Source organism: Mesorhizobium sp. WSM4841, assembly GCF_055811515.1.
Genome location: NZ_JBVVQC010000004.1, coordinates 1 through 22,861, shown reverse-complemented (window position 1 = coordinate 22,861; position 22,861 = coordinate 1). Strand labels below are relative to the sequence as shown.

General features: G+C 63.7%; 23 protein-coding genes. 9 read left to right on the top strand and 14 right to left on the bottom strand.

Going from position 1 to position 22,861, the window contains the following annotated elements:
* The first annotated feature begins 339 nt into the window (after positions 1 to 339).
* Positions 340 to 1,281, top strand: a complete 942-nt coding sequence (gshB, locus tag AC0L14_RS05710; RefSeq protein WP_473748878.1) for a glutathione synthase — start codon at positions 340 to 342, stop codon at positions 1,279 to 1,281.
* A gap of 181 nt (positions 1,282 to 1,462) precedes the next feature.
* The gene (locus AC0L14_RS05705) at positions 1,463 to 2,995 is read left to right on the top strand and encodes a YifB family Mg chelatase-like AAA ATPase (RefSeq protein WP_473529335.1); all 1,533 of its coding nucleotides are present in this window, start codon (positions 1,463 to 1,465) and stop codon (positions 2,993 to 2,995) included.
* Positions 2,996 to 3,068: 73 nt separating this feature from the next.
* Here AC0L14_RS05705 and AC0L14_RS05700 read toward each other — a convergent pair whose 3' ends face one another.
* The gene (locus AC0L14_RS05700) at positions 3,069 to 5,240 is read right to left on the bottom strand and encodes a malate synthase G (RefSeq protein ID WP_473748877.1); all 2,172 of its coding nucleotides are present in this window, start codon (positions 5,238 to 5,240) and stop codon (positions 3,069 to 3,071) included.
* Positions 5,241 to 5,456: 216 nt separating this feature from the next.
* Between AC0L14_RS05700 and AC0L14_RS05695 the strand changes: the two genes are divergently transcribed.
* Positions 5,457 to 5,909, top strand: a complete 453-nt coding sequence (locus AC0L14_RS05695) for a cadherin repeat domain-containing protein (protein ID WP_473748876.1) — start codon at positions 5,457 to 5,459, stop codon at positions 5,907 to 5,909.
* A gap of 2 nt (positions 5,910 to 5,911) precedes the next feature.
* On the opposite strand, the gene AC0L14_RS05690 is transcribed toward AC0L14_RS05695, so the two are convergent.
* The 6 genes from AC0L14_RS05690 to lepA all read right to left on the bottom strand — a co-directional run bounded on the left by AC0L14_RS05690 (position 5,912) and on the right by lepA (position 12,760).
* Complete coding sequence (locus tag AC0L14_RS05690; protein WP_473485672.1) at positions 5,912 to 7,933, bottom strand: hydantoinase/oxoprolinase N-terminal domain-containing protein; 2,022 nt, start codon at positions 7,931 to 7,933, stop codon at positions 5,912 to 5,914.
* Positions 7,934 to 8,188: 255 nt separating this feature from the next.
* Positions 8,189 to 8,560: a hypothetical protein gene (locus AC0L14_RS05685; protein WP_473529343.1), complete on the bottom strand. Its 372-nt coding sequence runs from the start codon at positions 8,558 to 8,560 to the stop codon at positions 8,189 to 8,191.
* Positions 8,561 to 8,835: 275 nt separating this feature from the next.
* Complete coding sequence (locus tag AC0L14_RS05680; protein ID WP_473485673.1) at positions 8,836 to 9,345, bottom strand: hypothetical protein; 510 nt, start codon at positions 9,343 to 9,345, stop codon at positions 8,836 to 8,838.
* A 7-nt stretch (positions 9,346 to 9,352) separates the two neighbouring features.
* Entirely contained in the window at positions 9,353 to 9,877 is a 525-nt protein-coding gene (locus AC0L14_RS05675; protein ID WP_473485674.1) for a hypothetical protein, read from the bottom strand.
* A 182-nt stretch (positions 9,878 to 10,059) separates the two neighbouring features.
* Positions 10,060 to 10,743, bottom strand: a complete 684-nt coding sequence (locus AC0L14_RS05670) for a hypothetical protein (RefSeq protein ID WP_473485675.1) — start codon at positions 10,741 to 10,743, stop codon at positions 10,060 to 10,062.
* A 211-nt stretch (positions 10,744 to 10,954) separates the two neighbouring features.
* Complete coding sequence (gene lepA / locus AC0L14_RS05665; RefSeq protein WP_473485676.1) at positions 10,955 to 12,760, bottom strand: translation elongation factor 4; 1,806 nt, start codon at positions 12,758 to 12,760, stop codon at positions 10,955 to 10,957.
* A gap of 230 nt (positions 12,761 to 12,990) precedes the next feature.
* On the opposite strand from lepA, the gene AC0L14_RS05660 reads away from it, so the two are divergent.
* The 4 genes from AC0L14_RS05660 (at position 12,991) to msrA (ending at position 15,288) form a co-directional block, all read left to right on the top strand.
* Positions 12,991 to 13,152, top strand: a complete 162-nt coding sequence (locus AC0L14_RS05660; RefSeq protein WP_473748875.1) for a hypothetical protein — start codon at positions 12,991 to 12,993, stop codon at positions 13,150 to 13,152.
* Positions 13,153 to 13,307: 155 nt separating this feature from the next.
* The gene (locus tag AC0L14_RS05655) at positions 13,308 to 14,033 is read left to right on the top strand and encodes a DUF1223 domain-containing protein (protein ID WP_473748874.1); all 726 of its coding nucleotides are present in this window, start codon (positions 13,308 to 13,310) and stop codon (positions 14,031 to 14,033) included.
* Between the two features lie 80 nt (positions 14,034 to 14,113).
* On the top strand, positions 14,114 to 14,395 hold the full coding sequence (locus AC0L14_RS05650; RefSeq protein ID WP_473485679.1) for a hypothetical protein: 282 nt from the start codon (positions 14,114 to 14,116) through the stop codon (positions 14,393 to 14,395).
* A gap of 152 nt (positions 14,396 to 14,547) precedes the next feature.
* Positions 14,548 to 15,288, top strand: coding sequence for a peptide-methionine (S)-S-oxide reductase MsrA (gene msrA / locus AC0L14_RS05645; protein ID WP_473748873.1), 741 nt, complete (start codon positions 14,548 to 14,550; stop codon positions 15,286 to 15,288).
* 45 nt (positions 15,289 to 15,333) lie between these two features.
* On the opposite strand, the gene AC0L14_RS05640 is transcribed toward msrA, so the two are convergent.
* From AC0L14_RS05640 to AC0L14_RS05610, 7 genes are all read right to left on the bottom strand, one after another.
* A complete protein-coding gene (locus AC0L14_RS05640) occupies positions 15,334 to 16,059 on the bottom strand; it encodes an amino acid ABC transporter ATP-binding protein (RefSeq protein WP_473485681.1) in 726 nt (241 codons plus the stop codon).
* Positions 16,037 to 16,696 carry an amino acid ABC transporter permease gene (locus AC0L14_RS05635; RefSeq protein WP_473485682.1) on the bottom strand — a complete coding sequence of 220 codons (660 nt, stop codon included), beginning with the start codon at positions 16,694 to 16,696 and terminating at the stop codon, positions 16,037 to 16,039. The genes AC0L14_RS05640 and AC0L14_RS05635 overlap by 23 nt, the downstream gene beginning before the upstream one ends.
* A 10-nt stretch (positions 16,697 to 16,706) precedes the next feature.
* Positions 16,707 to 17,378 carry an amino acid ABC transporter permease gene (locus AC0L14_RS05630; protein ID WP_123146027.1) on the bottom strand — a complete coding sequence of 224 codons (672 nt, stop codon included), beginning with the start codon at positions 17,376 to 17,378 and terminating at the stop codon, positions 16,707 to 16,709.
* Positions 17,379 to 17,418: 40 nt separating this feature from the next.
* On the bottom strand, positions 17,419 to 18,213 hold the full coding sequence (locus tag AC0L14_RS05625) for a transporter substrate-binding domain-containing protein (protein WP_473485817.1): 795 nt from the start codon (positions 18,211 to 18,213) through the stop codon (positions 17,419 to 17,421).
* A gap of 180 nt (positions 18,214 to 18,393) precedes the next feature.
* Positions 18,394 to 19,398, bottom strand: coding sequence for a cytochrome d ubiquinol oxidase subunit II (locus AC0L14_RS05620; RefSeq protein WP_473485683.1), 1,005 nt, complete (start codon positions 19,396 to 19,398; stop codon positions 18,394 to 18,396).
* Between the two features lie 11 nt (positions 19,399 to 19,409).
* Complete coding sequence (locus AC0L14_RS05615) at positions 19,410 to 20,768, bottom strand: cytochrome ubiquinol oxidase subunit I (protein WP_473485684.1); 1,359 nt, start codon at positions 20,766 to 20,768, stop codon at positions 19,410 to 19,412.
* A 118-nt stretch (positions 20,769 to 20,886) separates the two neighbouring features.
* On the bottom strand, positions 20,887 to 21,012 hold the full coding sequence (locus AC0L14_RS05610; RefSeq protein WP_473528337.1) for a hypothetical protein: 126 nt from the start codon (positions 21,010 to 21,012) through the stop codon (positions 20,887 to 20,889).
* Between AC0L14_RS05610 and AC0L14_RS05605 the strand changes: the two genes are divergently transcribed.
* Positions 20,999 to 21,925: an ABC transporter ATP-binding protein gene (locus AC0L14_RS05605; protein ID WP_123146025.1), complete on the top strand. Its 927-nt coding sequence runs from the start codon at positions 20,999 to 21,001 to the stop codon at positions 21,923 to 21,925. The genes AC0L14_RS05610 and AC0L14_RS05605 overlap by 14 nt on opposite strands.
* Positions 21,922 to 22,683 (top strand): ABC transporter permease, encoded by a 762-nt coding sequence (locus AC0L14_RS05600; protein ID WP_473528336.1) that lies wholly within the window; start codon positions 21,922 to 21,924, stop codon positions 22,681 to 22,683. Before AC0L14_RS05605 ends, AC0L14_RS05600 begins: the two co-directional genes overlap by 4 nt.
* Positions 22,684 to 22,861 lie beyond the last annotated feature (178 nt).

Genomic DNA, 22,861 nt, shown 5'->3' with positions numbered 1-22,861 from the left:
AAAATCAAAGTGCTACAGCGTCCTTTGAGCGTCCAAAAGGACGCGCGGCGCTGTAGGCTCAGTCGGCGCGCATCCTACCCAGCCCGGTCGGGGGAGCAAGGGAGAAAAACCGATTCCCGAGGCTTATGTCAGACAAAAAGTCGATCACGCCCCACTATGCGTCCTCGCAGCGCGGCCAACCCACGAAGGCATCGAGCGCACGCACAGCCTCGCTTTGCCTGCAACTGACCGACAGACGCCCGCTTGCAGCAGGCAATCCTCAAAATGTCGCGATTGGCAGATGACCGGCGAGGTTGTACAGGCAAGCAAGCAGCCCATACGATCCGCCGGAGATCCGCCATGCCTTTGAAAATCGCCGTCCAGATGGACCACATCTCCACCGTCTCGATTGCCGGCGACACGTCTTTCGCGCTGTCGCTGGAAGCGCAGCGGCGCGGCCATCAGCTCTTCCATTATACGCCCGATCGACTGTTGCTGCGCGGCGGCAAGGTGTTTGCCCGCATCGAGGCAATGCAGGTCCGCGATGAGAACGGCAATCACTATTCGCTCGGCGAAGAAGTCCGCACCGACCTGTCGGAGATGGACGTCATCCTGCTCAGGCAGGATCCGCCGTTCGACATGAACTACATCACCTCCACGCATATCCTCGAGCGTATCCATCCCAAGACGCTGGTGGTCAACGACCCGGCCTGGGTGCGCAACAGCCCGGAAAAGATCTTCGTCACCGAATTCCCCGACCTGATGCCGGAAACGCTGATCACCAAGGACCCGCTGGAGGTCGCCGCCTTCCGCAAGGAGTTCGGCGACATCATCGTCAAGCCGCTCTACGGCAATGGCGGCGCCGGCATCTTCCACCTGCACGAGGCCGACCGCAACCTTGCCTCGCTGCTCGAGATGTTCGGGCAGTTGTTCCGCGAGCCCTACATCGTGCAGCGCTATCTCAAGGAGGTGCGCGCCGGCGATAAGCGCATCATCCTGATCGACGGTGAGCCGGTCGGCGCCATCAACCGGGTGCCGGCCGAGACTGATTCACGTTCCAACATGCATGTCGGCGGCCGTGCCGAAAAAACCGAATTGACGGAGCGCGAACGCGAGATCTGCGCCCGCATCGGCCCGTCGCTGAAAGAGCGCGGCTTTATCCTCGTCGGCATCGACGTGATCGGCGACTACATGACCGAGATCAACGTGACGTCGCCGACCGGCGTGCGCGAGGTGCAGCGTTTTGGTGGCGCCGATATTGCGAGCCTGTTCTGGGATGCGGTCGAGGACAAACGCAAGTAAGCGCACGCTTTGCGGAACAGTGTTTTTCCGACCCGTTAGCGCCGCGACGCCATCAGATTGTAGCGTCCAGTTGTTCCCGTAATGTTCTTGCCTTCGTGTGAAATCTGTGGTTGTTTCTGGTAAACGCCGTTCGCGGCATGATCGCATGGGCTTCGGGCGAGCCCATGTCCGGGGACAAAAAATGGTGGCAAGGGTTCGCACGGTCGCTTTCCAAGGCATTGAGGCCGTGCCGGTCGACGTGCAGGTGATGATCGCGCCGGGCAAGGTCAACATGCACATCGTCGGCCTCGGCGACAAGGCGGTGGCCGAAAGCCGCGAGCGGGTTCAGGCAGCGCTGCATGCGTCGGGCCTGTCGATGCCGTCCAAGAAGGTCACGGTTAACCTGGCGCCGGCTGACCTGCCCAAGGAAGGCAGCCATTACGATTTGCCGATCGCGCTCGGTCTGATGGCGGCATTGGGCGCCATTCCAGGCGACATGCTGTCCGGCTATGTCGTGCTTGGCGAGCTGTCGCTCGACGGCACCATCGCCGCGGTGGCCGGCGCGCTGCCGGCGGCGATCGGCGCCAATGCCGAAGGCAAGGGCCTGATCTGTCCTTTCGCCTGCGGCCCGGAAGCGGCGTGGGCCGGCAAGGATTTCGACATCCTGGCGCCACGCAGCCTGATCGCCATCGCCAATCATTTTCGCGGCACGCAGGTGCTGTCGCGGCCGGAAGCCGGCATCCATACCTCGGCGCGCGACCTGCCGGATCTCGCCGACATCAAGGGCCAGGAGACCGCCAAGCGAGCACTGGAAGTGGCGGCAGCCGGCGGCCACAATCTGCTGATGGTCGGACCGCCGGGATCGGGAAAATCGATGCTGGCGCAGCGGCTGCCGTCGATCCTGCCGCCGCTGGCGCCGAGGGAATTGCTCGAAGTCTCGATGATCGCATCAGTGGCAGGCGAACTCGGCGAGGGAAAACTGACCGACCGGCGGCCGTTCCGAGCGCCGCACCATTCGGCCTCGATGGCGGCGATGGTCGGCGGCGGCCTGCGCGTGCGGCCGGGCGAGGCCTCGCTTGCCCATCACGGCGTGCTGTTCCTCGACGAGTTTCCCGAATTCTCGCCGCAGGCGCTCGATGCGCTGCGCCAGCCGCTGGAGACCGGCGATTGCATGATCGCCCGCGCCAACCATCGCGTCACCTATCCGGCGCGCATCCAGCTGGTCGCGGCGATGAATCCGTGCCGCTGCGGCATGGCCGGCGAGCCGGGCTATCGCTGCCTGCGCGGCGACCGTTGCCGCACCGACTACCAGGCGCGCATTTCCGGCCCGCTGCTCGACCGCATCGATCTCCGGATCGAGGTGCCGGCGGTCTCGGCCAGCGATCTGATCCGGCCGGACCGGGCGGAGAAAAGTGCCGCGGTGGCATTGCGCGTGGCACGCGCCCGGACGATCCAGCGCGAGCGTTTCGAACGGCTCGGCGCGACCTCCGCCACCACCAACGCGCATTGCTCGCCCTCGGTCATTGAGGAGATCGCGATGCCGGATGCATCAGGCCTGTCGCTGCTCAGGGACGCCAGCGAAAAACTCGGCTTTTCCGCACGGGCCTATCATCGGGTGCTAAAAGTGGCGCGGACGCTGGCCGATCTCGAGGCGAGCGAGACGGTCGGCCGCATCCATCTGGCCGAGGCGATTTCCTACCGCATGAGCTCGGAGCGGATGGCGCAGGCGGCGTGACGTTTCCCTCCCCTTGAGGGGTGGGGGACGCCGAGCCTACCTCACCCGCCTCCTTAAAGGTTGAACCTTCGGGTCAGGCCGATGCACGTGCCTTCAGCTCCAGCCGCCGCGCGTGCAGTACTGGTTCGGTGTAGCCGTTGGGCTGGGTGCGGCCTTTGAAAACCAAGTCGCAGGCAGCGAGGAAGGCGATCGATTTGTCGAAGTCCGGCGCCATCGGCTGGTAGAGCGGATCGCCTGCGTTCTGGCGGTCGACGACGCCAGCCATGCGCTTCATCGTCTCCATCACCTGGTCCGAGGTGCAGACGCCATGATGCAGCCAGTTGGCGATGTGCTGCGAGGAGATGCGCAGCGTGGCGCGGTCCTCCATCAGGCCGATGTCATTGATGTCAGGCACTTTCGAGCAGCCGACGCCCTGGTCGATCCAGCGCACGACATAGCCCAGAATGCCCTGCGCGTTGTTGTCGAGCTCCTTCTGGATGTCTGCCTGAGACCAGTTCGGCCGCACCGCTACCGGCACCGACAATATGTCGTCGAGCTTTGCCTTGGGCCGGCTTTTCAGCGCCGCCTGCACGGCCTGAACGTCGACCTTGTGGTAGTGGGTGGCGTGCAGCGTTGCCGCCGTCGGCGACGGCACCCAGGCGGTGTTGGCGCCGGCCTTGGGATGGGCGATCTTCTCGGCCAACATTGCCGCCATTAGGTCGGGCATCGCCCACATGCCCTTGCCGATCTGGGCATGGCCGGCCAGCCCGCATTCCAGCCCGGTGTCGACGTTCCAGGCCTCATAGGCGGCAATCCAGGCGGCCTGCTTCATGTCGCCCTTGCGGATCATCGGGCCGGCTTCCATCGAGGTGTGGATCTCGTCGCCGGTGCGGTCGAGGAAACCGGTGTTGATGAAGACGACGCGGTCTTTGGCGGCGCGGATCGCCTCCTTGAGGTTCACGGTGGTGCGCCGCTCCTCGTCCATGATGCCCATCTTGATGGTATTTTCGGCCATGCCGAGCAGCGCCTCGACGCGGTCGAATATCTCGACGGCGAAAGCGACTTCCTCCGGCCCGTGCATCTTGGGTTTTACGACATACATCGAGCCGGCGCGTGAATTGGCGCGGCGCCCGATCGGCCCAACATCGTGCAGCGCGATCAACGCCGTCATCGCCGCATCCATGATGCCTTCCGGCACCTCGTTGCCGTCGCGGTCCGTTATCGCCGGATTGGTCATGAGGTGACCGACATTCCTGACCAGCATCAGCGAGCGGCCGGGCAGGCTCAGAGCGCCGCCATCAGGCGCGGTATACGACCGGTCGGAATTGAGTTTTCGCGTAAAGGTCTTGCCGCCCTTCGTGATCTCCTCGGCAAGGTCGCCCTTCATCAGGCCGAGCCAGTTGCGGTAGACCACGACCTTGTCCTGCGCATCCACCGCCGCGACCGAATCCTCGCAGTCCTGGATGGTGGTCAGCGCCGATTCCAGCACGACTTCGGCAATGCCGGCCGGATCGGTCTTGCCGATCTGGTTGCTGCGGTCGATGACGATCTCGATATGCAGGCCATTCTTGGTGAGCAGGACGGCTTCGGGATTGGCGGCGTCGCCGCGATAGCCGGCAAACTGTCTGGGGTCGGCAAGCGTGGTGGCGCCGGCGCCCTCGCCCAGCCGCAACATGCCGTTGGCAACCGAAAGCCCGTTCACCCCTGCCCATTTGCCCGAGGTGACCGGCACCGACTCGTCGAGAAAATCCTTCGCCCAGGCAATGACCTTGGCGCCGCGCACGGGATTGAATCTGCCTCCCTTCTCGGCGCCGCCGGTCTCGGGAATGGCGTCGGTGCCGTAGAGCGCGTCATAGAGCGAGCCCCAGCGCGCATTGGCGGCGTTCAGCGCGTAGCGCGCGTTCATCGCCGGCACCACCAGCTGCGGCCCGGCAACCACCGAGATCTCCGGGTCGACATTTTCGGTCGTCACTGAGAAGGCCGGCCCCTCAGGCACGAGATAACCGATCTCCTTCAGGAATCCCTTGTAGGCTTCCATATCGCTGGGCGCGCCATTGTCGCGATACCAGCGGTCGATCTGGTCCTGCAGCGCGTCGCGCTTTTCCAGCAGCGCCCGGTTCTTCGGCGAAAGCTCGTGAACGATGGTCGAGAGGCCGGTCCAGAAGGCGTCGGCTGCAATGCCGGTGCCCCGCAGCGCCTCGTTCACGACGAAATCATAAAGCTCGCGGGCAATCCGCAATCCGGCGATTTCGACGCGATCGGTCATCGGGGTCTCCAAGATGAAGGCTTTGGCCGGGCCTTTGGCATGTCAGGGTAGCACGGTCAATTCAGCTTAGGGTGAAGGTGGGTATTTTGGTCCACTTCGTCATCCCAGGCGAAGCAGGAGCGAAACGACGTCGCGGCGCATAAGCGGCTATGTGCAATCGCATATCGGGCCAATTTTCTCATTCCAGTAAACCCGGCCTTATACATTGCCTGTCAAATGAAGAAGACGTTTTGGAGTTGGCCGATGTTGAGATTTGCCTGGCTTGCTTTTGCTCTATTCTCTCTTGCATTCGCGAGCGCTGGTCCTGCCGCGGCTGCTGATGCCGAATTCATCGGCACCTGGCAGCAGGCTTACTCGACCGGCGGCCAATGCAGCGATTGCACGGTCGTCATCCGCAGCGACAATCCCGGCCTGCAGGTCGCTGCAAGTAATGGGTGGACCGCCGATCTGAAAGCAGAAACGATCAATGGAGAAGCTGCGTTGATCGGAAAAGGCACTTGGCCGGAGTCAACTTCGGCAGGCGCCAAGGCCAGAGGCTTGGCGGCCGCCTTCAAGCTTCATCAAAAGCGGCTGATTTTGGTCATGCAGATCGTCGATCCCAATGGCAGCCGCATACGGGTAAACGCGGTTTTCGAGCGACTTGCAACCGCGCCCAAATCCTCCATCTGACATCACACCGCAATCCTTGGCCTTCCCGACGCCACCGCCACGACATGCGCCTCGATGAACATGCGCTGGGCTTCGACGGTGGAGACGCGGAATTCGGTGGCGACCTCGATCTCGGCGCTGTCGGTGCCGGCTTCCCTGGCCCGTCCGGCGGCAAGCGCGCGCACATCGGCCTCGGCCGCCGCGATCGCCGCAGCCTCGTCGAGAAAATCGCGGACTGTCTCCCCGGACGAAACGCGGAACAGCCCTTCCTTGGGCTGGCTGACGCGGGCCTCGGCTGAGACGCGGACCTGGCCAACGACGGCGCCAAGCGCGTTGGCGACGTCGGTATCTTCCGGCACGACGCAGTCATTGCCGACCAGTTCGGCCAGGCCGGCATAGTGCAGCGGCGCCGAGGCGCCGAGGCCGATGACCGGGCGGTCGAGCGCGACGCTGAGGCGGGCGATGCCGGGATGCGCGTCGACAGCGCGCTGCACCAGCGCGTGCGCCACGGTCGCCGCGCCATCGAGCCCGTCCTCGGCAAAGGCGGTTTCGAGGATGACTTCCGCCGACAGGCGGGTCAGCGTGGTCAGCACCCGTTCCGATATCTCCTCCGGCGAGGCGGCGATCGCCTGCCCGCGCCCGTCGCGCTTGCGGGCGAACAGCTCCGCACCCAGACGGGCCGAGGCGGCGTCCCAATTGGCCTGCTTGCCCAGCACATGGGCGGCATCCGACGGCGTGAAGCCGGCGACATGCACCAGGCCGCGCGACACCAGCCGGTTCAAAGTGGCGTTCTGGGCATTCGAGGTCAAAAGCCTGTCGACGGTGAGCGGAGTCGCGCGGATCATTTCATAAAGCTTGGCTTCGGCGCCGGTCAGGCCGGCCGCCAGCCGCTCCGGCACGCCGGTCCTGACCGCCAAGCGGCCATCCATGCGGCCGGGGTTGGGCGCCCGGATTTGGCGTTCCAGTTCGACAGTCACCGCCTCGCCATGCACCATGCCGGCCAACGCCAGCGGCACCAGGCGGCGCGGCCCAAGCAGGATTTTCGGGTTGAGCGCGCCGTCCTCCAGCGCCACTTCGGAATCGCCGCCGAGCCCAAAAGTGCGCATGGCGACGGCCTCGACCATGGTGCGGAAGCCGCCGACGGTGGCGCCTTCCGGGTCGAGCCTGGGACGACCGCCGTCGAGCACGGCGACATCGGTGGTGGTGCCGCCGATATCGGACACGACAGCATCGTCGAGGCCGGTCATGTGGCGGGCGCCGACAAGGCTGGCGGCGGGGCCGGAAAGGATCGTTTCGATCGGCCGCTGGCGGGCGAAGGCGGCCGAGACCAAAGCGCCATCGCCGCGCACCACCATCAGCGGGGCTGCGATCTTGCGGGCGGCCAAAAACCCTTCGGTCGCCGCCACCAGCCGGTCGATCATCGAGATCAGCCGGGCATTGAGCAACGTGGTGAGCGCCCGGCGCGGGCCGCCGAGCTTGGCCGAAAGCTCGTGGCTGGCGGTGACCGGCAGGCCGGTCTTTTCGCGGATGAGGTCGCGAGCGGCAAGCTCATGCGCCGGATTGCGGGTGGCGAAATAGGCGCAGACGGCAAAGCCGGACACCGAGGCGCCGAGTTCCGGCAGCGCCGCCTCCAGCCCGGACAGGTCGAGTTTTGCCGCATTGCCATGGACATCGTGGCCGCCGGGGCAGAACACCACAGGGTCGGTGCCGAGCGCCGCCTTCAGCCCGTCGCGGGCAAGATCGCCTTCGGAAAAACCGATCATCACCAGCGCCACGCGGCCACCCTGGCCTTCGACCAGTGCGTTGGTGGCGAGCGTCGTCGACATCGATACCAGTTTTATCGCTGCAGGATCGGTGCCGGCTTTTTGCAGCACCGCATCGACCGCGCCTGATATGCCGACCGCCAGATCGTGGCGGGTGGTCAGCGCCTTGGCTTTGGCGTGCACTTTTCCGCTTGGCCCGCCGGCTTCCGACCACAGCACGGCGTCGGTATAGGTGCCGCCGGTGTCGATGCCGAGGAACAGGGGGGAGGATTTGGCGGTCATATTTTAGCAGCGGTCCGGGGCGGCGAGGTTTTTGCTGTGAAGCCCTTAGCCGATATGGCCCGGCCGATAAAGCCGCGAGCGCTGGGCCAGGCGCGCGTAATCTCCCCCCTTGAGGGGGAGATGGCCGGCAGGCCAGAGGGGGTCGTCTCGCGTGGAGCGCCGGCATCCTTTGTCCGCGATCGAGTCGCGTCCGGACGTACCGACCCCCTCTGTCGCCTTTGGCGACATCTCCCCCTCGAGGGGGGAGATTCCCGCTCACGGAACCAGATCGATCTCTTCGGTCTCGCCGCCGCTGCAGGTGTAGCAGCAATCGTCGCATTTTTCGGTGTTGCCGGGGCCGACGCCCCAATAGGTGCCCTCGTCGCCGTCGACCCAGGCGCCGTAGCAGATCGATTCACCGTCATCGCAGGACAGCGGGATCGACTTGGTCTCGCCGTCGCTGAGATAATAGTCCTGATTGTTGCCCGGCCAGATATGGTCGCGGTCCTGGCTGTAGAGCTCGACGCGCATGGCGTTGGGATGGCTGTTTTTGATGGCGAAGGTGACATCGCCGGCATAAGCCGCCGATGCAAACGATGCGGCAAGACAGAGCGCGACGGCGATGCGCCGCGCGAAAGCGTAAGACAACATGATGATTCCCCCCGGAATGAAACGGCCTGCCCGGCCGCGAGGAGACCATGGCATAGAGGCTGGAGGGGTGGAAGGGGGTGGCGGTAAATCTGCGCGTCGCGAAAGGCGCGACCTTTCCTTCTCCCCCTTTGTTTGGACTGGGGACATCGCGCTTCTGTCCTTGAACGGCATCCCGAACCCCCTCGCGCACAACGCGCAAAACTGTTCGCGATGTCCTCGCACACCTGTTCGCGATGTCCCCAGTCCAAACAAAGGGGGAGAAGGGGGAGCGCTTACCTCAACACCGCCACATGCGGCGCGAGCCGCCGGATCGCCGCGATCATGTCGGCGCCGGTGATGTCGAGCGAGGATATCTCCATATGGACGATGTTTTTGCCGAAGGGCAGCAAGCGGCCGAGCGCGTTGGCCGGCGCATATCTGATCGCATCGGGAGGCGGCTCGGTCAGTTCGAAGCTGATCATCGCCGCGCCTTCGCCGGAGGTGAGGTGCGCGCTGCGCACCTTCTCCCAGGGCACCAGCACGTCGCCACCGCGCCGGTCGCGAAAGCCACTGGCGTCGAGCACCACCTGGACGCCGGTGTCGAACGCGCCGCGCGCCAGGAACAGACCAAGCCCCAGGCAGCCAAGCGCCAGCACCACCACCAGGAACAGCCCTTGGCCCGGGGCGCCTGACGCAAGCCCCTTCAGCGCGAAGAAGCCGAAGATCGCAGCGATCAGGAGCGGCCCGAGCGCGGGAAAGATTTTTCCGGTGGGGCTGTTGCGGATTTCGACGGGCGAAGACATGGGCCACTCATCGCCCTGATTTCAGCAGGGTCCAGATCCAGCCGATGAATGTGAGGACCAGAAACGGATATCCGGCAGCGGGCAGCGGCGCCGAAGTCGCCAGCAAAGGGGCGCCCCAGAGGATCAGGCCTGCCGACACGACAAACAGCACAGCGGCCACGACAGCGGTCAGGCGCATCCACAGTGCGAAGGTTTTCGGCGCGCTGACCATGACAAGGGCGGCCGCCCAAAGCGAGATGCCCCCGACATAGGAGGGAACGCTGGCCTCGAGGCCTGCGGCATTGCCTGACAGCAGCAGGCTCTCGCCGGCGACGAAGGTGAGGAACCCGGCCGCGACCCAGTCATTGCCCAGCCGCTGGTACTTCATCGTTAACAGGGCGGCTGCCACCACGAGTGCGACGCCGTCGATCGTCCAAAGTGTTTCGCGCAGCTCGGCGCTCGCCACGAAGGTGCCGGCAAGCCCAAAGGCGCCACCGATCGCCAGGCCAATCGCGGCGACGATATCGGAGATGGCAGGGTTGGCGGAACGCATTGAGATCCCCCTTCCAAGCCCAAGGATACTTCAGGAAAGGGCGTTCTCCAATCGTTGGTTTTCGTGGCGCAGCTCGCTCAGTCCCCATTTTCAGCGTGGATAACGCCTCCTGCGGCATATCTACCTTGCCGAACTGCCGCGCGTTCCTTTGCCCTCTTTCTGCTTGTCGAGCAGCTTGCCGGTCACCGGGCTGCCGGGCGCTCCCGGCAAAAGTACAGGATCGCGGCCATGACAGCCAACATAACTGCGAGATAGTATGGCGAGAACGCCACGACTTGTTCTGCCGCTCCCCAGGTGATTGGTCTGCCTTGATCTTCGTTGCGCGCGATGATTGCTTCAACCATTGCGTCATGGCTGAACAGCATGTTGATCGCAAAGATCACAGCGCCGCTCGCTAATAAGGCGGCGTTGAGCAGTTTCGCACCTGTTGCAAACCTCAGCAACATGATGCCCCCCAAACCATAGAGCGCTCCGTAGACCATGAGCGAGACCATCTTGAGCCGTGTTTCCTCCACCATGAAAAGGAACGGCACTCCGGTGCCAGGCTCGGTCCCGCGCACCAGCTCGTTTACGCCGGACAGGACTCCGACCGTCCCAAGGAGGAGGTTTGGCCATTGGCGAAGCCGCACGCCGGCTTCCCATTCAGCGACAGCGTAGGATAGCAGATACTCACCGAGCGAGAGGTTCAGCAGGCGATTAATCGAGAGCAAGACCAGGGAAATGACGATTTGCGCCGACCACGGCAAAGGTCCGCCAAACGCAGTTTCCGGTAGTGATGGCGCTAGATAGATAGCCAGACCTACAACGGCGTTGATCCAGATGAAATCAAGAAAAAGCGAAAGGAACGGAACAACATATTTGCGCATGAAAGGCGATTTTCCCCAAAGACCCCGAGGCAAAGATACAATCGGGGGTAGAAAACGCAATGGCGACTGGGTCGTTACACTCGCTCTCTACCGGGCAGCTTCAACGCCGCGCTGGCGGGGGGCCTGCTGCCTCCGGCAGCTCCCCCGCTTTCGAAGCCTGTCATCGATCCACCGGATCGATGACTTGGCGCGCTGCGCGCCAACCGGCTTCTCAGTCCCCCATCTTCAGCGCCTGGATAAACGCCTCCTGCGGGATATCGACCTTGCCGAACTGGCGCATCCGCTTCTTGCCCTCTTTCTGCTTGTCGAGCAGCTTGCGCTTGCGTGAGACGTCGCCGCCGTAGCATTTGGCGGTGACGTCCTTGCGCAGCGCCGAGATCGTTTCGCGGGCGATGACCTTGCCGCCGATGGCCGCCTGGATCGGGATCTTGAACAGATGGTGCGGGATAAGTTCCTTCAGCTTCTCGCACATCAGCCGGCCGCGCTTTTCCGCCGCCGTGCGGTGGACCAGCATCGACAGCGCGTCGACCGGCTCCTCATTGACCAGGATCGACATTTTGACCAGGTCGCCCTCGCGATAATCGGTCAAATGATAGTCGAAGGAGGCGTAGCCCTTGGAGATCGACTTCAGCCGGTCGTAGAAGTCGAAGACAACCTCGTTGAGCGGCAGATCGTAGGTCAGCATGGCGCGCTTGCCGACATAGGACAGATCGGCCTGGATGCCGCGCCGGTCCTGGCAGAGTTTTAGGATGCCGCCGAGATACTCGTCGGGCGTCAGGATGGTGGCGCGAATCCACGGCTCTTCGATCGCCTGGATTTTGACCACGTCGGGCATGTCGGCCGGGTTGTGCAATTCCTTCGTCGTGCCGTCGTTCAACAGCAGCCGGTAGACGACCGAGGGCGCAGTGGCGATGAGGTTGAGGTTGAACTCGCGCTCCAGCCGCTCCTGGATGATTTCGAGGTGCAAAAGGCCAAGGAAGCCGCAGCGATAGCCGAAGCCGAGGGCCGCGCTGGTTTCCATTTCGAAGGAGAAGGAAGCATCGTTGAGGCGCAGTTTGCCGACCGCGGCGCGAAGATCCTCGAAATCGGCGGCGTCGACCGGGAACAGGCCGCAGAACACCACCGGCTGCGCCGGCTTGAAGCCGGGCAGGGCCTGGGCCGTCTGGCGCTTGTCCTCGGTGATGGTGTCGCCGACGCGGGTATCGGCGACTTCCTTGATCGAGCCGGTGAAGAAGCCGAATTCGCCGGGGCCGAGCTCGTCGACATTGATGCGGGCCGGCGTGAAGACGCCGGTGCGCTCGACAAGGTACTTGGCGCCGGTGCCCATCATGCGGATGGTCTGGCCCTTCTTCAGCACGCCGTCGATGATGCGGACCAGCACGATGACGCCGAGATAGGCGTCGTACCAGCTGTCGACCAGCATCGCCTTCAGCGGTGCTGTGATGTCGCCCTCGCGCGGCGGCGGCAAATCGTTGACGATCGCCTCCAGCACGTCGGGAATGCCGAGCCCGGTCTTGGCCGAGATCAGCACGGCGTTGGAGGCATCGATGCCGATCACCTCCTCGACCTGCTCGCGGATGCGCTCGGGCTCGGCGGCGGGCAGATCGACCTTGTTCAGCACCACGACGATCTCGTGGTTGTTGTCGATGGCCTGGTAGACATTGGCCAGCGTCTGCGCCTCGACGCCTTGAGAGGCATCGACGACCAGCAGCGAGCCTTCGCAGGCGGCGAGCGACCGCGACACTTCGTAGGCGAAGTCGACATGGCCGGGCGTATCGATCAGGTTGAGGATATAGTCCTCGCCATTGTTGGCGCGGTATTTCAGCCGGACCGTCTGCGCCTTGATGGTGATGCCGCGCTCACGCTCGATATCCATCGAGTCCAGCACCTGCTCCTTCATGTCGCGCAGCTCCAGCCCGCCGGTGGACTGGATCAGCCGGTCGGCAAGCGTGGATTTGCCATGGTCGATATGGGCGACGATGGAGAAATTGCGGATGTTTTTGATCGGCGTGGTCATGATGGGGCGGCTTTAGCAGGGGCAGCTTGCCCGGGCAAGCGGCCGGGCGCGGCGCCAGGGCAATCGCGTCAGGTTTGCGCTCACCCCGCCTGTGTTCCAGCATTAGTGGCTGGCGAAAGCCGAAGCGGCATCCATCGGTGCCGGCCATTTTCCGGTCTCCGTCCGGTGTCGAAATGACCACACAGCTATGCAAGGCTCTTATCCTTCCGAACTCACGAAAGGACAAACCAATGGCGAGCAAGCTGGTTTGGGGCATTCTCGGGGGGGTGGTGCTGGGCGCCGCGTTCGGCAATGTGGGCGGCAACACCGGGATCTGGATCGCCGTTTGTATTGCGGCCGGTGCCGTCGCGGCCGGCCTATGGCACTACATGGAAACGCGGCGCCAGGGCTGAGCGCAGGCGGCCGAATACGCCGTTATTCGCGGCATCGCGCCGGCAGCAAACGAAGATAAACGATCACGAAGCGGTGATGGCTGTAACGAACCGCACTGCGGCGCCGAAGTGTGAACATGACGGCGCTTCACGCCCGTCGCAGCGGAGGACAGCCGATGACTGGATCACAAGCCAAACGCAGCGGGAGCGCGACGCAATCAAGCGCAGGCGCGGTCCTTGTAGGGCTCGCCGCTGTTCTGTTTTCAGCAACCGGCGCCGCCGGCCAGCCGCTCACCGTGGTGGAGCTGTTCACCAGCCAGGGCTGCTCATCCTGCCCACCGGCCAACGCCAATCTCATCAAGGTCAAGGACCGGCCTGATGTGCTGGCGCTCTCCTTCAACGTCACCTACTGGGACTATCTCGGCTGGAAGGACACTTTCGGCAGGGAGGAATTCACCCAGCGTCAGGTCCGCTACGAGCCGTCTCTCGGCCGTTCGGGTCCGTTCACGCCGCAAGTGGTGGTCAATGGCAATTCCGATGCGGTCGGCGCCCGGCCCGGCGAGATCGAGCAGCTGATTTCGAGCAGCGGCCGCGCGAAAGGACCCTCGCTGTCACTCGACGGCGGCAAGATCGCCATCGGCGCCGGCCCGGTGTCGGGCGGCAAGGCCGATATCTGGCTGGTGCGCTACCGGCAGGGCGTCATCGAAGTGCCGGTGGCGCGCGGCGAAAACACCGGACGCACGCTGCCGCATGCCAACGTCGTGCATTCCCTCTCCAGGCTTGGCGCCTGGACCGGCGAGGCCATCGCGCTGCCGCTGCCGGCACCGCCGAGCGGGCTAAGCACCGCGGTGCTGGTGCAAGTGCCGGATGGCGGACCGATCCTGGCCGCCGCGACGAACTAGAATCCAAAGATCTGCGCAACGCCGCATGAGCGGCGCCGCACATGCCGGCCGCATCAGCGCGCCACCCAGAGGAGACCACCATGACCAACTTTACCCGACTGACGCTGCCGGCGCTCGCCTTCGCGCTTTGCTCGACGGCGCTTTTCGCCGGCGGCATTGCCCGCGCCGAAGATGCGATGAAGCCGATGGCCACGGATGCCATGAAGCCCGCCGATGCGATGGCCACCGACGCGATGAAGCCGGCCGATCCGATGGCCGCCGAAAAGATGAAGGAGTGCATAGACAAAGCAGCCATGGAGACCGACGCGATGAAGAAGGATGAGGCAACCAAGGCCTGCGACGCCATGGGCATGGCCAAGTAGGTCCGGCAAGCCCTCGCGGCACCGGCGCGGGGTTTCAATCCCGCGCCGGTGCACCATTCCAAATACGCACGGCCCGAAAGTACGCACGGCAATGTGAGACGCCGGCGGACCCAAATGTTCTATAGTCACAACACCATCAAGGGAGATCAGACATGACTGGCATTCGAGAACCCATTGCGAGGCGCTCGACGAGCTTCGCCAGGGGCGCGCTTGCGGCGCTGATGCTCGCGGCGGCCGGCGCCGCCTTGTGGCAGACGCCGGCAAGCTCGGCCGAGGAGGCGGTGGTGATCCCGCCGCCGGCGATGGACGAGAAACCCGCCGCCGGCACCGCGAAGGCGGTCTTCGCCGGTGGCTGCTTCTGGGGCGTGCAAGGCGTGTTCCAGCACGTCAAGGGCGTGACCAGCGCCGTCTCCGGCTACGCCGGCGGCGACAAGGACACTGCCGTCTACGAGACGGTCGGCACCGGCCGGACCGGGCACGCCGAAGCCGTCGAGATCACCTACGAGCCGACAGAGGTGAGCTACGGCCTGTTGCTGCAGGTGTATTTCTCGGTCGCGCACAACCCGACGCAGCTGAACTATCAGGGTCCGGACCGCGGCCCGCAATACCGTTCGACGATCTTTGCCGAAAACGATGCCCAGAAGAAGATCGCCGAGAGCTACATCGCCCAGCTCGACAAGGCCAAGGTGTTTCCAGAGCCGATCGTGACCACGCTGGAGACCGGAAAGACGTTCTATCCGGCCGAAGACTATCACCAGGACTTTTTGACGCTGAACCCGACCTACCCCTACATCGTCTACAACGACCTGCCCAAGGTCGAGAATTTGAAGACGCTATTCCCCAGCCTTTACAGCGACAAGCCGGTGCTGGTGCTGGTCGCCAACAAGAGCTGATCTTTTGCGACGCGCTTAGGGCAGCGAGCGGGCAGCAATGCCCGCTTAGTGCACGCCCAGAAACTGCCTGAGCTCCGGCGTCCTGGGGTTGGCGAAGACGTCCTCGGGGGCGCCGATCTCGTGGACGCGGCCCTGATGCATGAAGACGACGCGCGAGCAGACGTCGCGGGCGAAGCGCATCTCGTGGGTGACCATCACCAGCGTCATGCCTTCCGCGGCCAATTCCTTGACGACCGCCAGCACCTCGGCAACGAGTTCGGGGTCGAGCGCCGAGGTGATCTCGTCGCATAGCAGCGCGATGGGCTGCATGGCTAGCGCCCGGGCGATCGCCACGCGCTGCTGCTGGCCGCCGGACAGTTCATCCGGCAAGGCGTCGAACTTGTGGGCGAGACCGACGCGGTCGAGCATTTTTCGCGCGACCGCTTCGGCGGCTTTTTTCGGCGTCTTCTTTACCACCATCTGCGACAGCATGACATTGCCGCCGGCCGTGAGATGCGGAAACAGGTTGAATTGCTGAAAGATCATGCCGACCTTCAGGCGCAGCGCCTTGAGATGCACCTCGTCGGGCAGGAACTGGGCGCCGGCGACAACGATCGAACCTTCATCGATGGTCTCCAGCCCGTTGATGCAGCGCAGCAGCGTCGACTTGCCGGACCCGCTCTTGCCGATGATGGCGACGACCTCGCCCGGCGCGATGTCGATGGAAATCCCCTTCAGCACCTCGTTGTCGCCGAAGCGCTTCTTCACCTCAGTGATTGCGATGAGCGACATTGAGCTTCCTTTCCAGGAGCTGGCTCGATTTCGACAGCGGCCAGCACAAAGCAAAGTAGATGAGCGCAACCAGACCATAGACCGTGAACGGCTGGAACGTCGCGTTGGTGACGATCGAACCCGCCTTCGACAATTCGACGAAGCCGATGATGGAAGTGAGCGCGGTGCCCTTCACCACCTGCACCGAGAAGCCGACGGTCGGCGGCACCGCCACTTTCAGCGCCTGCGGCAGGATGACGTAGCGCATCTGCTGGAGGTAACCCATGCCGAGGCTGGCGGACGCCTCCCATTGACCCTTGGCGATGCTCTCGACGCAGCCGCGCCAGATTTCAGCGAGGAAGGCGGCGGTCCACAGGACGAGCGCGACACAAGCGGCAAGCCAGGCGGGAACGTCGACGCCGAACAGGCCAAGGCCGAAGAAGGCGAGAAAGAGCTGCATCAAGAGCGGTGTGCCCTGGAACAGCTGGATGTAGCCGCGTGACAGAAGCCGCAGCCAATGCCGGCCGCCGATGCGCAGGAAAAGCAGGGCCGCACCGACGATGCCGCCGCCGATGAAGGAGACCAGCGAAAGCACAACGGTCCAGCGGGCGGCCAAAAGCAGGTTACGCAGGATGTCCCAGAAGCTGAACTCGATCATGGCGCTTGTCTCATCGCGACGCCTTCCTTGGAAACAGCATCCAGCCCAGGCCGGCCAGCAGCTGGCGCAGCAGGATGGCGAGGGCCAGGTAGATCAAGGTGGAGACGATGTAGGTTTCGAAGGCCCTGAAATTGCGCGACTGGATAAAGTTGGCGGCGAAGGTCAGGTCCTCGGCGGCGATCTGCGAAACGACGGCCGAACCTAGCATGACGATGACGATCTGCGACGACAGCGCAGGCCAGATGCGCTGCAGCGCCGGGACCAGAACCACATACCAGAAGGCCTGGAACGGGGTCATGGCGAGACTCGCGCCGGCCTCGAACTGGCCACGTGGCGTGGCCTGAATGCCGGCGCGGATGATCTCGCAGCTGTAGGCGCCGAGGTTAACGATCATGGCGAGGTTGGCGGCGGTCAGTTCCGACATCCTGATGCCAAGCGACGGCAGGCCGAAGAAGATGAAGAACAGCTGGATCAGAAACGGCGTGTTGCGGATCAGCTCGACATAGGTCGCGACGACAGGTTTTAGCCATTTCGGCCCCAGCGCCCGCACCCAGGCGCAGGCAATGCCCAATGCCACGCCGAACACCGCACCGATCAGGATGAGCTGCACGGTAATCCGGATGCCCTTGAGCAGCACCGGCAGAGAATCGATCAGCCAGCCGAAATCGAAATGATAGGTCATGGCTTGCTATCTGACCTCAGCCACACGCGGCGGGCGGCGATCACAGGTCAGCCGGCAGGTCCACCTTCAGCCATTTTTGCGAAATCGCGTTGAGGGCGCCGTCGGACCTGGCAGCGGCGATGATACCGTTGATCTTGGCCATCAATGCCGGCTGCTCCTTATTCATGCCGATGTAGCAGGGCGAGTTCTTGATCAGGAACTTGAGCTCGGGCCGCTTGGGCGGGTTCTTTTCGAGGATGGCGGCGGCGACGACATTCCCGGTTGCGATCACCTCGACCTGCCCCGAAAGGAAAGCGGAAATAGTGCCGTTGTTGTCCTCGTACCGCTTGATCTCGACGCTCGCCGGCACGACCTTGGTCAGTTCGAGGTCTTCGATCGCGCCCCGGGTGACGCCAACGGTCTTGCCAGCGAGGTCTTCCGCCTTCGCGACCGCGACGTCCGCCGGAGCGAACACGCCATTGTAGAAGGGGGCGTAGGCTTCGGAAAAGTCGATGACCTTCTCGCGATCGGGATTCTTGCCGAGGCTGGAGATGACCAGGTCGACCTTGTTGGTCTGGAGATAGGGAATGCGGTTGGCGCTGGTGACCGGGACGATCTCGACCTTGGCGCCGAGCTTTTCGCCAATCAGATTGGCGATATCGATGTCATAGCCTTGCGGCGTCATATCGGCGCCGACACTGCCGAAGGGTGGGAAATCCTGTGGGACGGCGATGCGGATGGTGCCCCGCGCGCCGATGTCGCTCAAGGCGTCAGCCCGCGCCTGCGGAAACGGAGCCATGGCGATTCCAGCCACGGCGGCGAAGGCCAGCATGAATACATTGCGACGGTTCATTATTTTTCCCTTTGACTGAACAAAACCGATTGGTCGTCAGGGCAAAGCAACAGACATGCCAAACCATCGAAATCAGCGCGAATCGGCGTTTCCCAGTAGGATTGGGAAGGCCGTCTTCACGATCCAATACCCGCCCGACCGGCAGGCTGCCTACATATTGTGCAGTGCGGCGGCTGCTGCCTGTCAGTCGTAGGTCAGATCCGTCGCCTTGCCGCCGAACACGCGGTAGGCATAAAACGAATAGAAAATGATGATCGGCAGCACGACCACCGTGCCGGCCAGGATGATGGCGAGGCTTTCAGGCGCGGACGCCGCCTGCCAGATGGTCAGCCTGTCGGGAACGACGAAGGGATAGAACGACCAGGCGAGCCCGGCAAAGCCCAGCGTGAAGATGGCGGCCAGCGTCAAGAACGGCGTCAGTGCATGGCGATCGTCCGTCTTAGGCAGATGGAAGGTCTGCCGCCACAGCCACGCGAACAGCACCGCCGACAGGATCGGCAGCGGCGACAAATAGAGCATGGCGGGCCAGACGAACCATTTGTCGAAGATGCGCGGACTGGCGAGCGGCGTGGCCAGCGAGACGGCGACCATGCCGAGCGCGGTCAGCACCAGCGCCCGGCGCAGCCAGAGCACCGCCTTCTTCTGCAATTCGCCGTCCGTCTTGTAGATGACCCAGGCCGCGCCCATCGCCGCATAGGCGGCGGCAAGGCAGAGCGCCACCAGCGCGCCGAAGGCCATGCCGCCGAGGCCGACATCCAGGCCGAGCACATAGATCCCCAGCATGTAGCCCTGCGCCAGCGAGGCGATGACCGAACCCAGGAAGAAGATGCGGTTCCAGCGATGCTTCCGGCCGGCCGGCACCTTGGCACGGAAATCGAAGGCAACGCCGCGCAGGATCAAGCCGACAAGGAGCAGGAAGACCGGGATGTAGAGCGCGGTGAGGATGGTGCCGTGCGCCAGCGGAAAGGCGACCAGCAGCAGGCCGACGGCCAGCACCAGCCAGGTCTCGTTGGCGTCCCAGAACGGGCCTATTGCCGCGATCATCGTGTCCTGCTCGGCGTCCTCGGAGGCCGCGAACAGGATGCCGATGCCGAGATCGAAGCCGTCGAGGATGACGTAGATCAGGATGGCAAGGCCCATCAGGCCGGCGAAGATGAGGGGGAGCAATGTCGGCCAGTCGAGGGTCATCACCATTCCTCCTATTTCGCCGCCGGCTGCGACAGCGGCGCGTCGAGAACGCCCGGCAGCGGCGAGGTATCGCCGTCCTTCGCCGCCTTCAGCGCCAGATAGACCAGCACGCCGAGATAGGCGGTCAGAAGCAGCGCATAGAGGATGAGATAGACCGCAAGCGACAGCGCGACCTGGCTGCCGGCGACCGGGCCGACGGCATCGACGGTCCTGAGCACGCCGGTGACCAGCCAGGGCTGGCGGCCGATCTCGGTGGTGTACCAGCCGGCCAGCGTCGCTAGCCAGCCGGACAGCGCCATCGGCACCATCACCAGCGCCAGCGGTTTCGGCAGGCTGTGGCGGCGCTTGAGGAAAAAGGCGGCCGACCAGGAGACGACGAGCATCAGGACGCCGGTGCCGACCATGATGCGGAAAGCCCAGAACACCGGGAACACCGGCGGGTGGTTGCCGGCATAGTCGTTCAGCCCCGGCACGACGCCACTGGCGCTGTGCCTGAGGATGAGGCTGGCGCCGTCGGGGATGGTGACTTCGAATTTGTTCTCCCTTGCCGCCTCGTCGGGAAGCGCGAAAAGGACCAGCGGCACATTGGGGCCGGTGTTCCAGTTGGCCTCCATGGCGGCGATCTTCTGCGGCTGATGCTCCAGCGTGTTGAGGCCATGCTGGTCGCCGGCGAAGATCTGGATGGGGATCAGGATCGCCGCGGTGAAGACACCGGTGCGCAAGGCCTTCCACATCGATTCCGAGCGGTCGCCATAGAGATAGCGCAGCGCCGACAGGCCGGCGATCAGGAACGAGACCGTCAGGCCGGAGGCAAGCAGCATGTGGACGAGCCGGTAGGGCATGGACGGGTTGAAGACGATCGCCCACCAGTCGATAGCGTGCGCTACGCCGTTGCGCATCTCGAAGCCGACCGGCGTCTGCATCCAGGAATTGAGCGCGATGATCCAGAAGGCGGACAGGGTGGTGCCGCCGGCCACCAGCACGGTTGCCAGCGTGTGGATGCGGTTGGAGACGCGGCGGAAGCCGAACAGCATGATGCCGAGGAAAGCCGCCTCGAGAAAGAAGGCGGTGAGGATCTCATATGCGAGCAGCGGGCCGGCGATGTTGCCGACGGTCTCCATGTAACCCGGCCAGTTGGTGCCGAACTGGAAGCTCATGGTGACGCCTGAAACCACGCCCATGGCAAAGGACAGCGCGAACACCTTCACCCAGGTAAAATAGGCGCGCATCCAGGCGGAATCGCCTGTGGCGTTGTAGCGAAGCTTGAAGAACAGCAGCACCCAGCCAAGCGCAATGGTGATAGCCGGAAACAGGATATGGAACGAGATGTTCGCGCCGAATTGGATGCGCGAAAGGATGAGCGGGTCCATGGTGGGCTCCGGCTGCTGCTATGTCAGGGAAGATAGGCCGGATGCGCCGACCGGTCAAAGCGGCGTGGCGTCACGCGAGGCGGAACGCCGCAGGACCGCGGCAGCGGTGGATGCGTCCTCACATGTCGATGTCCAGAACTGTCAGGAGAGCCATTGACTTCCAGCTGCGCGCACCGACATTCAGCGGACTAAAATCAACAGACCTCCTTTCAAGCAGCCGTTTTTCAGCCATGCCATCCATCATTTCCATTTCCGGGGTCACCAAGACCTACGCCACCGGTTTCAAGGCGCTGAAGGAGATCAACCTCGATATCGAGCGCGGCGAGATCTTTGCGCTGCTCGGGCCGAACGGCGCCGGCAAGACGACGCTGATCTCGATCGTCTGCGGTATCGTCAACCGCTCGTCGGGCACGGTCACCGTGGACGGCAACGACATCAGCCGGAATTATCGCACCGCGCGCAGCCTGATCGGGCTGGTGCCGCAGGAACTGACCATCGACGCGTTCGAGAGCGTATGGGCGACGGTCAACTACAGCCGCGGCCTGTTCGGCAAGCCGGCCGACCACGCCTTCGTCGAGAAGGTGCTGCGTGATCTGTCGTTGTGGGACAAGAAGGACGCCAAGGCGATCACCCTGTCCGGCGGCATGAAGCGGCGGCTGATGATCGCCAAGGCGCTGTCGCACGAACCACGGGTGCTGTTCCTCGACGAACCGACAGCCGGCGTCGACGTCGAGCTGCGCCAGGACATGTGGGCGATGGTGCGCCGGCTGCGCGAGGATGGCGTCACCATCATCCTGACGACGCACTATATCGAGGAGGCCGAGGCGATGGCCGACCGCGTCGGTGTTATCAATCGCGGCGAGATCGTGCTGGTCGAGGACAAGGCCGAACTGATGCGCACGCTCGGCCGCAAAAGGCTGTTGCTGGAATTGCGCAGTCCGCTTGTCACCATACCCGAGACGTTTTCGCGCTATGCGCTGGAGCTTTCGCCGGACGGCAATCAACTGACTTACACCTATGACAACCAGAGCGAACGGCCAGGCGTCGCCTCGCTGCTGCGCGACCTTGAGACGGCCGGCATCCAGTTCCGCGATATCGACACGCAAAACAGCTCGCTCGAGGAGATCTTCGTTAATCTGGTGAGGAGGGACGCATGAACCTGCGAGCCGTCTGGGCGATCTACAAGATGGAAATGGCGCGCGCCTTTCGGACCGTGCTGCAGAGCATTGTTTCGCCGGTCATCTCGACATCGCTCTATTTCGTCGTCTTCGGCTCGGCCATCGGCTCGCGCATCACCGAGATCGACGGCATCAGCTACGGCGCCTTCATCGTGCCGGGGCTGATCATGCTGTCGCTGCTGACGCAGTCGATCTCCAACGCCTCTTTCGCCATCTATTTCCCGAAATTTGTCGGCTCGATCTACGAATTGCTGTCGGCGCCGGTGTCCTATCTGGAGATCATCATTGCCTATGTCGGGGGTGCGGCGACCAAGTCGATCATACTCGGCCTGATCATACTGGCGACCGCAGCGCTGTTCGTGCCGTTGACCATCGAGCATCCGTTCTGGATGCTTGCCTTCCTGGTGCTGACGGCGGTGACCTTCAGCCTGTTCGGTTTCATCATCGGCATCTGGGCGAGAAGCTTCGAGCAGCTGCAGCTGGTGCCGCTGCTGATCATCACGCCGCTGACCTTCCTTGGCGGCAGCTTCTATTCGATCGACATGCTGCCCGGCGTCTGGCGCTCGGTGACGCTGTTCAACCCCGTCCTCTATCTGGTCAGCGGCTTTCGCTGGAGCTTCTACGGCAAGTCCGACGTCTCGATCGGCATCAGCCTCGGCATGACCGTCGTTTTCCTGTTTATCTGCATAGCGATCGTCGCGTGGATCTTCAGGACCGGGTACCGGCTGCGGACCTGACCGAACGGCCTGCCCAGGCGACGCAGCGCCAGCATCCGAGCGATGTTCCCGACCCAAGGCGACCTAATCTGGTGACGACGCTTGAAAGCGGCCGTGCGATGCAGGGCAACGAGTTCAGGTTAACGACGGCGTGTAATTTGTGGCCCGCCGCAGGTTAGCGTGATTCAAAGAGGCTTCC